Raw genomic sequence first — 14209 nt, 5'->3', positions numbered from 1 at the left:
TGGAATGTGCGTTCAATTCCGGACGGGAAGGACGTCTGTTTGAGATACGCGACCGTCACTTTCAGATTTTCGATCTGCTTGCTTTTGGCGTCCAGATCGCTGAATAAAGCGGGACTCGGCACGCGGTAATCCTGAAGCATTTCGCCGACCGCGGCAGTTTCGTCGTAAACCCAGCGCGTCATCTGATCCGCGATTGTCCGCTGATCTTCGCCTTCTGTGCGTCCGATCAAATTGTTCATATTGACTAAAGACACTGTTCCGTTAGTCCAGATCTGATGTTCTTTTAACTGTTCCGCGTTCCAGCTGCCCTTGCTTGTGGTCAGCGGTTTGGCACTCATCGCTTCCGCAGTAAACAGCTGGAAAATAGACAGCCCCGGATTCATTTTGGTTCCAGCCAGGATGACCGTGCCTTTCAGCCCGGCCTTCTTCGCTTCCTCGCCCGCGTCCATCGTACAGCCGTCCAGTGTTTCCTCGCTGATCGACAGCCGGACGGTTTCCGAAGCGATCCGGATTGGCGCGGTCTGCGTGATCTGCAGCTTCGCCGACGCCAGGTCAATTCCCGGCAGTTCGTTGTTGATCACTTGTTCCTCGGGTGCCGGAAGCATGCCGTCCTCGGTGGGCTGCGGCTTCTCCTTATTCTGACAACCGCTGATCAACAAGATCAGCACCAAAGCTGCTGCGACTGTTTTTTTCATTTCCTGCACCTCGTTTCCGCTTTTATTATAAAGGATAACGTTAAGGAATATCTTAAATTTTACTTACGACTTATGAAATTTTTATTAGTAAATTCTGGCTGGCGCTCAGCGGAAGCGGAAGAACTCCTGCACGCGGCGGGCATAATGACCCAGCACGATCAGATGATGATTCCCGATCGGCTCGCGCAGCAGCGTGTCCAATCCCTGCGGCAGGGAAACCCGGATCTGCGTGCGGCACAGGTGTTTTTCGTTCAGATTTTCGACAATTTCGCCATCCTGGACAAAGTAACGGTCCATCAGCGCGGAACACTTGAAGACCGTCGCGTCGCCTTCTCTTAAATGGCCGGCCAGCGCAACGCCCAGATCGGATTCAAAGTGCGTCATCAGCCGGAAAGCGCTCGGCATGGTCAGCGGCAGCGTGCAGTGCGCGAAGATGATCTGTTTCTGCCGGGAGAGAATCCGCGACGGATTGCACATGAAGACCGGCTGATCCGTCAGCTTGCCGATCAGCGTCATCGCGATCAACGACGGCATATCGCCTTCGCAGCCGCCATAAACGCCCTCGGCGTTGAGAATTGCCAAGGCAAGACAGCCGGTGCTCTTGACCGGACCTAACAGATCGAAGCAGCGAACCGTGACTCCGGCCAGCTGATATTTCTGACAGATCCGCTTGAGCGCGCCGTAGATTTCCAGTGATTTCTGCATTTCCGCTTCCGGCCATGGCTGTTGCCGCAGCTGCCGGGTATATTCGTTTTCTTCCACTTGATGTTTTTCAATCTCCGCAAAGAATTCCTCCATCGAAATCGTAACGAGTTCGATACCGGTTTTCTCCCGGACGGCCTGGGCGTCTACATGACTGGAGATCAGCCAGTCTGAAGGTTCGCCGACGCTGCCCAAGCGCAGCCCCTGCAGCTCCCGCTTGACTTTGAACACCTGAACCAGATCCGCTAACCGGGCTGCGGTATCGTCCAGATCCCCATGCAGGATTTCCGCCTGCACGCCCTTCTGGCGCAGATAGGACAGGATTTCCATCGACGCCGCCAGCGAATTATTTTCGCCGGAGGTCAACAGGAAAACAGGTGCCTTTAAATACGGCTCCAGCTTGAGGAAGCGGCCCTCCGTTCCGCCCCCACCCACAAACACAACGGTCATCGCTTCGTCTTTCAAGGCTTCCGCCGGCACGATTTCCAATGTGTGGCCGCAGCGTTTGGATAGTTCCTGCAGATAGTTCCGGTTCAGCACATCGCGGTCTTCCATATCCGCGTTCATACTTTGTAAATAGCCAATTCCAATCTTCATGATAACCCTTCTTTCTTTAGTTTCATTGTAACCTTACCCCGGCTAAAAAACAATCAATCTGCCAGACTTCATCCTCTGCTTTCCCACTTTACCCACTCTTTTACCACTTTTCGTCAGGATAAGAAAAAGACCGGGAAAGCGAACAGTTTCTCTTCGCTTTTCCGATCCGTAAGGCGTGGCCTGCCTTCCGTTTATGCTTGCGATCCAATCATTTCCAGCGTCTGCGGAGGATGCCGGTAATATTGCGCCTGCGCTTCCCACAGTTCCTGATACAAGCCCGGCTGCCCGGCCAGCTGATCATGGGTTCCGCGCTGGACGATCTGTCCGTGGTCGAACACGACGATTTCATCACAGAACTTACAGCTGCTCATGCGGTGTGAAATAAAGATCGAAGTCTTATCCTTCACCAGTTCGTTAAAATTTTCATAGATTTCCGCTTCTGCCAGGGGATCCAGCGCCGCCGTCGGTTCGTCGAGAATCACGATAGGCGCGTCTTTATACAGCGCCCGGGCGATCGCGGCTTTCTGAGCTTCCCCACCGCTGAGCAGGATGCCTTCACCATTCTCTTTACCCAGCAGCGTCTTCAATCCCTTTTCCATACCCGCGACTCTGGCGCTCAGTCCGACTTCCTCCAGCACCTGCATTGCTTTCTGTTCATCGACATGGGCCGAAGCCGCCAGATTTTCGCCCAGCGGCATTTCCATCAGCTTGAAATCCTGGAAAACGACGGAGAAGATCTGAACGTATTCTTCAAACGCGTATTTCCGGATATCAATCCCATTCAGCAGGATTCTTCCCTCTGTCGGTTCCGCCAGCCGGCACATCAGCTTGATGAACGTCGTTTTCCCTGCGCCGTTGCGCCCGACGACCGCAAAGTGTTTCTTCAGTTCCAGATCAAAGGAGATATCCTTCAGCGCGTTTTCACTCTGGCCCGGATAGCGGTAAGAAACATGATCGAAGGTCAGATGATATTCGCCGTCATCCCGTTTCTCCACCGGCAGCGTCCCTTCATAGCTCATATTCGGACGTTGGATGAAGGCTTCATAGCTGTTGAGGTATTCGTAACGGTAGGCGATGTTGTTATAGCTGGCCGCCAGTGTGACTAACGAGGTCGTGAAGCGCAGAATCGCGTTGGCGTACAACATGACCTCGCCGATGCCGATGGTACCCTGCATCGCGATGATGCCGATGACCAGATAGGTCATCCCGGAAGCCAGCTGCGTCAGAAAGGTGATGACGCCGTTGATCTTGCCGTTGGTTGTGCCCCAGGCAATATAAAGCCGGGAGCTTATCAGCGTCTTGTCAAAGAGTTCCATCAGGAAATCCTTCATTTGATATAACCGGATATCCTTGCCATTTTGAATACTCATTCCCAGATTGCCGATATACCCGCACATCGCGTTGTTATGGACGTTATCCCGTTTCATTTTCTGAAGCAGTCTTCCCGCTTTCGCGCTCAATCGTGATCCGATCACAATGACCACCACATATACAACGAAAAGGAAAATTAAACAGCCTATCGGCAGCCAATAATCCTGCGCCCGCGTAAAAATCTGAAATAACAAAACAGCGACAAAGGCCAAAGAATAAAGCATGGAGAAGAACATCGTCAGAAATTGAAGCAGATCACGAAGCTGTTCCCCCGTACCGCCACCGCCGTTACTGCCTTGATCCGCCTTGCGGATTTCGTCGATCGTTTCTGCTTTTTCCAATTCTTCATATTCAATCTGATAGGCTTTTTCAAGAACACGCTGACGGATTTTGTATTTTGACAGATCGCGCAGCTTAAGAAAACGTTGATTCAAAGCCTTACTGCTCAACCCCAGAATAACGCTGAAACCGATCATCCAGTAAACGTTCTGCATTGCCTGCGGAAATTGACCGGTGATCAGGAAATTTAAAATCTGAGCGGAGAAGTAAATCGGCAGAAAGGGCACGGCCGCCGTAATCGCAGCGGTCAGGATTAGATAGGCGATCACATGGGGTTCGCTCTTCTGCATCATCCGGATGAATTTACAGGTTTCCTGCCAGGCTGTTTTCAAACTCATAGACTTCCCCTCCTTCCTGATAATATTGGCTTTGAACTTCAAACATCCTGGCATATTTGCCTTTCCGCTTCATCAATTCCTCGTGGGTGCCATCTTCCACAATCATCCCGTGTTCAAGAAACAGGATCCGATCGCAGAACTGGGTAGAGGACAGACGATGGGATATAAACAACGCCGTGTGGTCTTCGACCAGATTGTTCACCATTTTATACATCTCACTTTCAGCGATCGCATCCAGCGCGGCGGTCGGTTCATCGAGGATCAGCATCTTCGCTTCCTTATATAAAGCCCGTGCCAGAATCAGCCGCTGAACCTCGCCTCCGGAAAGTTGAATTCCGTCTGTGTTCAGATCTTTTCCAAGATAGGTTTTTTCCTGCAGCGGCAGACGACTGACCTTCTCCCAGAGATTCGCCCGCTTCAATACCTCGACCACTTTTTCGCAATCCGTGTTTTCCAGATTTTTGCCGGAGATGTTTTCAGCGATCGTCACCGACATGATCATCGCATCCTGAAACACCACCGCCAGTTGTTTTTGGAACGCTTCCCGGTTGTTCTCCATTAGCTCCCGGCCATTCAGTAAAATCCGGCCGCTGTCCGGCCGATACAGGCCGCACAACAGCTTGACCAGCGTCGTTTTGCCAGCCCCGTTAATTCCTACCAGCGCAACTTTCTGCCCCGCTGGGATCGTCAGATTAAAATCATCCAGAACCTTGCGTTGTTTGTCATATTGAAACGATACATGATCAAAGGTAATGGCCATGGATTCCGATGCATCCTGAGGTTCCGCATGTTTTGCATGAACCACTTCCGATTCCGTATAATTGCGGTAATAACCAATCCGCATCAGATCGTTGCTCAACAACGATATCATTTCGCTGATTGTGGAAAACCATGTGGAAAAGCCGCTGATCACGCCTAACAGAAAGACAAATTGCGCGATGCTCATACCGTGCATCAGACTCAGAATCAGCCAGCTGTAAGCCGCCAGATCCCGGACCGCCTGAATGAAAATACCCGCCATGTCATAAATAAAATAAGCGCTCCGGACCTTTCCTTCAATCTTTTCCAGCCGGCGGATCAGGCTTCGATAGAATTCAGCCATCCAGTTTCGCATTCCATATAAGCGGATATCCTTCCCCGTTGCCACATTGTAGGTTTCCTTATGCAGATACCAGATTGACCGCACGATCTGACCGGATTCCTCCATGGTCGCCGCTTCTTTTTTCCAGGCATAGCGATAAATAAAATATTGAATTACCGATAACCCCAATAACAGGCCGATCAGCTGAATGTTCGTCTTCCCGATAACCAGAGAGTACAACGTTAAGCCGAAAAGGTTCACGGCCAGCTTGATGTTGTGATGGCAAAAGCCTTCCAAACCATGATCGTTGGACGATAAACATTCCTCCGTTTTCGCAATCTGGATCTGTGTTTTATAATCTTCCACATTCTGATAGTCCCGCGTAATCGTGCTGCGGAACATTTCACTCCAGAACTTTTTTAAACGAAAGAGGATAAACTGTGTCGACGAGCGACTCTCTAAAAAGGTCTGAATCCCGTTGATCACGCCGTAGACTAAAAACGCGCTGAGACAAACGAGGATCAAAGTCTGCACGCCGGCCTGTTGTTCCAGACAGGCAATGATCAGCGATGGCATGAACACTCCGACCAACGGCGTTATCGCAGAGAACAACACCTCGGCGATTCCGTAATAAACTAATTTCCGGTCAAAGTCCCACATTTTGGAATAGACCAGATGATAGGTGCTGCGCACACTGTATTTCATAATGACGCCCCTTCCTGTCGTTATCTTCATTTTGATTATAAAGAAAAACAGTGCCGAATAAGAAAAAAGTGCACGAAATGCAAAATTTCATGCACGAATGGTCTTATAAAGGAAGCATAATTTCCGTGACGAAGATCCCTGGCTCATTCTTGCGGTTGATATACCCGCCGTACTTCTCCACTTCCCGATTGATGCGCAGTAAGCCATGCCCATGGTTGCCTCGTTTGTGCGTGATGTATTCATCATCCATCTTCCGCACCACCTCCGCGGTCGCATTGGCAACGGAGATGTAAAGCTGCTGCTTAAAGACGCCGATATATAAACGGATAAACCGGTCCGACGCCAACCCTTCGCACGCTTCCATCGCATTGTCGATCAGATTTCCCAGAATCACGCACAGATCCAGATCAGCGACAGTAAGCTGACTCGGCACGGTCGCTTTGTAATCCAGCGCGATCTCTTTCTTGATCGCCATCGACAGTTTTGAATTCAGGATCGCGTCGACGTTCAGGTTGCCGCTGTCCACCAGTTCATAGACGTCTTCCAGATCCTGTTCCAGTGCGTTCAGATAGTTCTTCGCTTCCTCGATTTGATTCATCCGCAGCTGGGCTTTCAGATTCTGTAAATGATTGTGATAATCATGCCGCCAGCCGCGCATAATCTGATAGATATTATTGACTTCCTCCATCTGCTGAACCAGAATTTTATTCTGATATTCCATCATCCGGTCTTCATAACTGCGCCGCAGCAACCGCTGGTTTTCGCAGCCGATGCCGTAAAGCAAAAGGCTGATCATCAGAAAAAGCAGAAGCTGATCCTGCAATACACCGCAGCCGACGAGGAAAAGCATACTCACGCCGATCACCGCCAGAATCGCCGGCCGGCTCTGACTTCGCTGCTGTTCAAGGACAAGACAAAGCAGATAAGCAACGCAGAAAAACGGCAGAAAGGAGCGGGTTCCCATATAACTGAGCGCCGCGCCGGCCAGCACCGCCAAATCCAGTGCCAGACTTTTTCGCTGAAACCGCAGCCAGAGCAGAATCATCAGTCCGATTCCCGGCAAACACTCCACAAGATAAACCGCGATCATAAGCCTGTTCCTTTGTTATATTGAATGAACGCCTCGTTGACAATCTTTAACTGCGACCGGGCGACCGGCAGCGTAAACGGACCCGCAGAGATATCTTCACGGCGGATCTGATCCACCTTGGCGATATTGACCAGATACGAACGATGAATCATCACAAACGTTTCGTCAAGCATCGCCTTCAGCTCCCGGATGCCGATCTTCTCTTTCTGCCGATGATCTTCAAAAACAAGATGACAATAGTGGGCTTCCGCTTCCACATAAATTAGATCATTCAGGTTAATCCGGCTTCCGTTTAATAGAATCGAGTGCTGAGCTGCGGATTGAATTTCATCGAGGATCGCGAACAACGCCGCATCCTGAACTGGTTTGATCAGATACCGCAGAGCTTTGACCTCATAACCTTCAAACACATACTCCTTGATCGCCGTTAAAAACAAGATCGGTACCTGCGCGTCAGTCTGACGGATCTTGCGCGCCAGCTCCATCCCGTTCTGTTTCTTCATCTGGATATCGAGGATGATCAAATCAAACGGATATCGGCCGTCGCACTCAAAAAGCATCTGTTCTGCACTTTCATACCAGACCAGATCTGTTTTGCCCCAACGGCCAAGCGATTCTTCCAGAATCGCTTTCTGAGTTTTTTCATCTTCACAATAAGCGATTTTCATAATTTCATTTTATAATGTTCTCGATCTTCGCACAAGCCGGAATTCAAGCGTGAAGGAATAAGCGAGGTCGATTATTTCTATTTCTATGGAAAACAATCGTCAGGCAAATAAAGTGTAACGCCTGTTTCTGATCGCTCCGATTGCATTGAAATCCATTTACGACTGTTTTATGGTTTGAAATTACACATTTTTCTAAAAAGCTACGATAACCAATCCACCTTCGAAGAATAAATGATTCAAGCGATCACGCCTGATCAAAGTAGCGGATTCAACGGCTGAGATCAGGTTCTTACCCGGTTTAGGACAGGAATAGCATTTCCATACAAAGAAGCAGGCAAGATAAAGCTTGATATAAAACGTTATCTTGTCCGCCCTTTTTATTTTTGCCCAAATCCGAGTAAGAACCTGAGATCAGCGATCTGCCTGTCCTTTTTACGGTTTTGCTTTGCGTAAAAATTAAAAAACAGGCAGAACAAAGTTTGATATCTCTGTCCTGCCTGCTTGTTTGTAAGAAGATTCAAGTCTTTCCCCCAAATCGGGTGAGAACCTTAAACAACGTTTTAAGTTCAGATTTATTTCAGTTCTGCCGCAGCGTTTTCGCCCGCGACCTTACCAAAGACAACCGACTGGGAATAACCGCCGGACTGCCATGTCACTTCACCAGAAGCGTACAGACCCTTGACGACAGTGCCGTCTTCGTAGAGAACCTGTGCTTTTTCGTTAGCGACAACGCCGCCCTTGGTCATGTGATTTGCCGGTTCGACGCGAACGCCGTAGTACGGACCTTCCGCATCCAATGCACGGGAAGGAACTTCGCCCAAGACCGCGTTTTCCGCGCCCGCTTCCGCATCTGCGTTGTACTGTTCAATGCTGGCCTTCAACCCAGCCGCATCAACACCCAGCGCTTCCGCCAGTTCTTCAATCGTCTTGCCTTCCGTATAGTAGCCCAGACCGACATGCTTGCGGATCCGATAGAATGAATCGTAGCCCGTCTTATCTGTGATATAGAAGGCCGCGCCATCCGGCTGACCCTGAACCATCGCTGCGCGATCCAGTCCGCCGTTGTTGTCGTTCAGCAGTTCGCCGGCTTTGTTAACTAACAGATTCATGTCCGCACCGCCTGTCAGATCCCGGCGTGGAACGATGATGTTGGAGAACACACTCATCTTGCCCATGTTTTCCATCTGGAAGCCGTTCTTTTCAAAGACTTTGACAAAGTCGCCCGTCGTGCCCATCTGGTTCGACGTATTCATGACTTCGTAGCCCGGAGCATATTCGGCTAACAGCTCCTTGTTGCTGCAGAAGCCGCCGGTAGCGATGATGACTGCCTGCGCGTTGATGTCATACGATTCGTTATCGTTGTTTGTGACTTTCACGCCGATGACGTCCTTGCCGTCCAGAATCAGATCTTCACCCTTAGTGCCAGTGCGGATATCGACGCCCAGTTCCTTCGCCGTCTTTTCCAGACCTGCCTGAATGACTTCGCCGGAATACTGGTTGTCTTCCGCCATGTGGTTGGTTCCGCCATAGTTGTAGTTCAGCTCGACGCCCATCGCGCGCAGCCAGGCATCCAGTTCGTTTTCCTGGTTGGCCCAGACTTCGATGCGTTCGGCGCTTTCGCCGGATTTCGACTTGCTTTCAATGAAGTTTTCGACCTGATTGACCGTCCATTCCTCATTGCCCGCTTTTTTCTGAGCTTCGGTATTGATGATATCGAAGAAGTTCATATCGAATTTGCCGTTGCCGCTCAGGATATCCAGTTTTTCAACCAGAATCACGTTGGCATTCGCGTTGGTCTGCTTCGCGCCGATGGCTGCCGCTAATCCCGAAGGACCGCCGCCGACAACGACGATATCGCAGGTTTCCGCTTCACGCTGAGACGCTGGTTTTTCCGGTCCCTGCGTGGTCATCGTGATGTCTTCCACATCCATGCCCGCCTGCTTCATCGCATCCGCAACCGCAGCCTTCACGCCAAACGACGAGAATGTCGCAGCCGTCACGCTGTCAACGACCGGCGAGTTGGCTTCCAGAATTCTCTCTTTAATCACCGGGAACGCGCGATCAATGACGACATTGGTTTCGTGGCTGTCCACCAGCTCGATGTCCGTAATCTTCTGATCGGCGATCGTGACTTTCAGATTCATCTCTCCGCCATAACCTGTACCCTTGACGTCATAGACGCCGGAGTTTGCCGTGTCAGGAGTTTTTTCCTGACTTGGTTCCGCAGGCGTATTTGAGCAAGCAGTCATGCTTGCCGCTAATAAACCCGCAAGACCGACCTTCACAAATTTGTTGTTCATGTTTCCTCCTATGTAGATCTCCTCTACAACCCCTATTTTACAGAAATCTCTCCATCCGTCAAGCGAATATAATCACAAAGATTTCACAAAATAAACACAATATATCCAGATCATGGCTTCACTCTGAGGCTTTCTTGATCTTTCTGGAATCATTTTCAGGAACTGAAAAGTTTTTGGAAATGAAAAGAAACCCGCTTTCTGCTCGAAAACGGGTCTTTTTTGCTTTATTTTCGCATTTCTTCGCGGACTTCGCAGAAGCAGCGGACAATCGTGTCGATGTCTTCGCGGGTATGCGCGGCACTGACCTGCGTGCGGATCCGGGCTTTCCCCTTCGGGACGACCGGATAGGAGAAGGCGACGACGTAGATGCCTTTGTCCATCATCCGTCTGGCCATTTCCCCGGCGGTCTTTTCATCATAAAGCATAACCGGTACGATCGGATGCACGCCCGGGATGATATCGAAACCGGCGTCCGTCATTTTCTGACGGTAATAAGCGGTGATGTCTTCAAGATGATCGCGCAGCGAGGTATCGGCTTCCAGAATCTTGAAGACTTCCAGCGAAGCGGCGACGATGGCCGGCGCCAAGGTGTTGGAGAACAGATACGGGCGGCTGCGCTGACGAAGCAGATCGACAATTTCCTGACGCGCCGCCGTAAAGCCGCCGGAAGCCCCGCCTAACGCCTTGCCCAGCGTGCCGGTGATGATGTCCACACGCCCTTCCACGCCGCAGTATTCCGCCGTTCCCCGGCCATGCTTTCCGACAAAGCCGGCGGAATGACTGTCGTCGACCATGACCAGCGCATGAAATTCGTCGGCCAGATCGCAGATGGATTTCAGATCGGCGATGATGCCGTCCATTGAGAACACACCGTCGGTGGCGATCAGCTTAATCCGTGCTCCGGCTTCCTCCGCGGCGATCAGCTGCTGCCGCAGATCGGCCATGTCATTGTTTTTATAACGGAAGCGCTTGGCTTTGCATAAGCGCACGCCGTCGATGATGCTGGCATGATTCAGCTCATCGCTGATCACCGCGTCCTCCGGTCCCAGAATCGTCTCGAACAGACCGCCGTTGGCATCGAAGCAGGAGGAATACAGGATCGTATCGTCCATGCCCAGAAAGTGCGAAATCGCCGCTTCCAGTTGTTTGTGGCTGTCCTGCGTACCGCAGATAAACCGCACGGAAGCCAGACCGTAACCCTTTTCCTCATACGATTTCTGCGCCGCCTGAATCAGACGCGGATCGTTGCCCAGACCGAGATAGTTATTCGCGCACATGTTGATGACCTCACGGCCATCTTCCAGTCTCACATGCGCGGATTGGGGTGTGACGATCGGACTTTCACCTTTGAACAAACCGGCTTCTTTAATGTCTTTGACTTCCTGAGCGTAATAGTGCAGCGCTTCAATCTTATTCATTCTTTTTCCTCCTTCTGCAGCGAACTCCAGTCCAGCACCACTTTGCCGGATTGTCCGGAGTTCATCGCCGCGAATCCTTTTTCATAATCCTGAATATCGAACCGATGAGTGATCACAGCGTCGATGTTCAGGCCGCTCTGCAGCATCGTCGACATCTTATACCAGGTTTCCCACATCTCCCGGCCATAGATGCCCTTGATCGTCAGCCCGTTGAAAATGACTTTTTCCCAGTTGATCCGGGCGTCCGCTTTCTGTAAGCCTAAAAGTGCGATCTTGCCGCCGTTTTTCATGTTGTCGATCATGTCGTTGAAGCCGGACTGCGCGCCGCTCATCTCCAGACCGACGTCGAAGCCTTCCTTCATGCCCAGTTCACGCATCACCTCCGGCAGCTTCTCCTGAGCGACGTTGACCGTGCGGGTCGCTCCGAGCGTCCTGGCCAGATTCAGACGGTATTCGTTGACATCCGTGACGACGACATGCCGCGCTCCGACATGGCGGGAGATCGCCGCCGCCATGCATCCGATTGGCCCGGCGCCGGTGATCAGCACATCCTCGCCGATCATATTGAACTGCAGCGCTGTATGCACCGCGTTGCCTAACGGATCAAAGCATGAATATAATTCCTCGCGGATCGACGGATCGCAATGCCACGCGTTTTTCGCCGGAATCACGAGGTACTGCGCGAATGCGCCGTTGCGGTTGACGCCGACGCCCTGGGTGTTGCGGCATAAATGCGGCTGCCCCGCCAGACAATTCCGGCAATGGCCGCAGGTGATATGCCCTTCCCCGCTGACAAGGTCGCCAATCTGGAAACCTTCGACATTCTCGCCAACCTCGACGATTTCCCCGACATACTCATGCCCGGCGGTCAAGCCGATCGGAATTGTATGCTGTGCCCATTCGTTCCAGTTATAAATATGCACGTCGGTGCCGCAGATCGACGTCTTGCGGATTTTGATCTTCACGTCATTTTTGCCGCATTTCGGAATTGGTACCTGTTTCAGCGTTAAGCCGACGTCTGCCTTATCCTTCACTAAAGCCCACATCCATTTTCCTTCGCTCATCTTGTTCCTCCTTCATTCTTGTAAGCGGTCTCTTTGATTTTATAGTGCCTTAGTTTCCAGTGAAATGCAAGACACTTTTTTGAATTTGTCCGCAATATAAAGACAGTTCTTCGATTTATCCGCGATGCTTTCTGAAATTTGTGAAAACTCGTTGAAAATGAAAACTTTCCTCTGATTTACGCCCGGCTTATCTCTGCTTTTTTCATGATTCGACAAAATTCGGCAACAATAAAAAGGAGAAAGGAGGAATCGTGATTGAAAATCGAAGCTAAAAACACGAAGCGACAGCACCGGAGTTCCCGCCTGCCAATCCTGTTGTTCAGCATGGCAGGAATCGGCGCAGCAGTGGCCGGATCCCTGTTTCTGAGCACACAAGGCTGGTCAGAAACCACGCGCCCCAGCTTTCTGGAAGCAGAAGACCGGCAGTTGGATCAGGCGCTGCATGAAAAACAAGACGCGGCAGAAATTGTCGTTTTCTATCCGCAGGAACCGCAGGCTGTCCAAGCCACAGCCCGGCAGCAGGCTGGCTTGTTGATGAGCGCGTTGTCAACGGCATACGCCGAGTGGCCGGCTGCCAGTCAGGAAGATCCAAAACCGATCCTGATCAAAGCGGATTATCATACTGAAGCTTTGGCGCAGAACACCATGTCGGTTGTCTATTTAATTCAGAAAAAAGTCGGCGATCATATCGAGGAAGAACACTGGGGTTACATGCTTGATCAACAGACAGGGGAATTGATCGGCGCAGAACAGGCTTTCGATCAAACCGGGCTGGAGCGGATCTCCGCGCTTTTCCGGGATGCGATGAAAAATCAGGAGGCTACCCGCTCCCTCGCATACACGCTGCCGTTTATTCAGGCCAGCGCCCCTAGGGCAGAGAATTTCTCCCGGTTTTATTCAGAGGGGGATCAACTGACATTCCTCTTTGATCTTCCCGTCCCCACAGAGACGTTAAAGGAAAACGGCGAGGCTGAACGGGAAGAAGAAATAAGCCACGACGAAGTCAATATTGACGCAGAAAGTAAATTGGATAAAAGCAAACAGGAAACCTCGGAACAGGAATCAATCCATCTGGACCCCGAAAGTCCGCTGCAATGGTCGCTGGACCGGGCGCAGCTGGGTTCTCATTTTCTGTTAAAACCTGCGGAAGACAGCGGGAATCTCTTCATTCCTCCAAGAACTGTCGATCCTGACCGGCCGATGGTGGCGCTCACCTTCGACGATGGTCCGCACCCCAAGAATACGCCGCGGATTCTGGAAGCTTTGCGAGCCAGCGACGGGGCATGTACATTTTTCATGGTCGGGACCAACGTCGAGCTTTATCCGGACGTTGTCAAAGCGGTTGCGGAGAGCGGCAGTGAAATCGCGTCGCATACTTACAGTCATCCGAATCTGACCAAACTGTCCAACGATCGCCTGAACTATCAGCTAAACCGCGTCAGCGAACTGGTCAGCGAGTTAACCGGCCGCCAGATACAGGTCAAAACGCTGCGTCCGCCCTACGGCGCTGTCAGCGAACAAGTCAAAGAGGCTTCCGCTTTGCCGCTGATCTTGTGGAGCATGGACACGCTGGACTGGAAAACCCGCGATGCACAGAAAACGATCAGCCATGTCCTTGAAAACGTGGAAGACGGCGATATCATTCTGATGCATGACATCCACGCGGAATCTGCGGACGCCGCCGCAGCGATTATCCCGCAGTTGACCGCGATGGGTTATCAGCTTGTCACCGTTCAGGAACTGATGGAAGCAAAGGGACTGGAAATGCTTCCGGGGCAGAAGATTTTCAGCGGTCATCCTGCTTCGCAATAATGGATCGCAAAGCGCCAGCTTGCTTTAAA

At 51.2% G+C, this 14209-nt stretch carries 10 protein-coding genes; 1 reads left to right on the top strand and 9 read right to left on the bottom strand.

From position 1 onward, the window contains the following. From AC5OW4_RS05075 to tdh, 9 genes are all read right to left on the bottom strand, one after another. Positions 1-695: hypothetical protein (locus AC5OW4_RS05075; protein ID WP_493676727.1), on the bottom strand; the 695-nt coding region annotated here is incomplete at its 3' end. Positions 696-800: 105 nt separating this feature from the next. Next, a complete protein-coding gene (locus AC5OW4_RS05070; protein WP_295769646.1) occupies positions 801-1994 on the bottom strand; it encodes a hypothetical protein in 1194 nt (397 codons plus the stop codon). Positions 1995-2185: 191 nt separating this feature from the next. Further along, a complete protein-coding gene (locus tag AC5OW4_RS05065; RefSeq protein WP_195395517.1) occupies positions 2186-4042 on the bottom strand; it encodes an ABC transporter ATP-binding protein in 1857 nt (618 codons plus the stop codon). Then, positions 4008-5828 carry an ABC transporter ATP-binding protein gene (locus tag AC5OW4_RS05060; RefSeq protein ID WP_493676726.1) on the bottom strand — a complete coding sequence of 607 codons (1821 nt, stop codon included), beginning with the start codon at positions 5826-5828 and terminating at the stop codon, positions 4008-4010. Before AC5OW4_RS05060 ends, AC5OW4_RS05065 begins: the two co-directional genes overlap by 35 nt. Positions 5829-5931: 103 nt before the next feature. Continuing rightward, entirely contained in the window at positions 5932-6918 is a 987-nt protein-coding gene (locus AC5OW4_RS05055; protein WP_229056727.1) for a sensor histidine kinase, read from the bottom strand. Next, positions 6915-7586 (bottom strand): LytR/AlgR family response regulator transcription factor, encoded by a 672-nt coding sequence (locus AC5OW4_RS05050; protein WP_195395515.1) that lies wholly within the window; start codon positions 7584-7586, stop codon positions 6915-6917. The genes AC5OW4_RS05055 and AC5OW4_RS05050 overlap by 4 nt, the downstream gene beginning before the upstream one ends. A 572-nt stretch (positions 7587-8158) precedes the next feature. Next, positions 8159-9886: an FAD-binding protein gene (locus tag AC5OW4_RS05045; protein WP_295769632.1), complete on the bottom strand. Its 1728-nt coding sequence runs from the start codon at positions 9884-9886 to the stop codon at positions 8159-8161. 224 nt (positions 9887-10110) lie between these two features. Beyond that, positions 10111-11304 (bottom strand): glycine C-acetyltransferase, encoded by a 1194-nt coding sequence (locus AC5OW4_RS05040; RefSeq protein ID WP_195395513.1) that lies wholly within the window; start codon positions 11302-11304, stop codon positions 10111-10113. Next, complete coding sequence (tdh, locus tag AC5OW4_RS05035; RefSeq protein ID WP_295769629.1) at positions 11301-12368, bottom strand: L-threonine 3-dehydrogenase; 1068 nt, start codon at positions 12366-12368, stop codon at positions 11301-11303. Before tdh ends, AC5OW4_RS05040 begins: the two co-directional genes overlap by 4 nt. A gap of 255 nt (positions 12369-12623) precedes the next feature. On the opposite strand from tdh, the gene AC5OW4_RS05030 reads away from it, so the two are divergent. Continuing rightward, positions 12624-14180: a polysaccharide deacetylase family protein gene (locus tag AC5OW4_RS05030; protein ID WP_493676725.1), complete on the top strand. Its 1557-nt coding sequence runs from the start codon at positions 12624-12626 to the stop codon at positions 14178-14180. The last annotated feature ends 29 nt before the right edge of the window (positions 14181-14209 follow it).

The organism is Holdemania sp. (assembly GCF_986127675.1).
The sequence above is the reverse complement of the archived record's forward strand: the minus strand, read 5'-3'. Positions and strand labels throughout refer to the sequence as shown.

What these genes read in the sequence shown, in the direction of transcription:
- AC5OW4_RS05070 (WP_295769646.1), bottom strand. Translation starts at nt 1,994, where the DNA reads ATGAAGATTGGAATTGGCTATTTACAAAGTATGAACGCGGATATGGAA.
- AC5OW4_RS05065 (WP_195395517.1), bottom strand. Translation starts at nt 4,042, where the DNA reads ATGAGTTTGAAAACAGCCTGGCAGGAAACCTGTAAATTCATCCGGATG.
- AC5OW4_RS05060 (WP_493676726.1), bottom strand. Translation starts at nt 5,828, where the DNA reads ATGAAATACAGTGTGCGCAGCACCTATCATCTGGTCTATTCCAAAATG.
- AC5OW4_RS05055 (WP_229056727.1), bottom strand. Translation starts at nt 6,918, where the DNA reads ATGATCGCGGTTTATCTTGTGGAGTGTTTGCCGGGAATCGGACTGATG.
- AC5OW4_RS05050 (WP_195395515.1), bottom strand. Translation starts at nt 7,586, where the DNA reads ATGAAAATCGCTTATTGTGAAGATGAAAAAACTCAGAAAGCGATTCTG.
- AC5OW4_RS05045 (WP_295769632.1), bottom strand. Translation starts at nt 9,886, where the DNA reads ATGAACAACAAATTTGTGAAGGTCGGTCTTGCGGGTTTATTAGCGGCA.
- AC5OW4_RS05040 (WP_195395513.1), bottom strand. Translation starts at nt 11,304, where the DNA reads ATGAATAAGATTGAAGCGCTGCACTATTACGCTCAGGAAGTCAAAGAC.
- tdh (WP_295769629.1), bottom strand. Translation starts at nt 12,368, where the DNA reads ATGAGCGAAGGAAAATGGATGTGGGCTTTAGTGAAGGATAAGGCAGAC.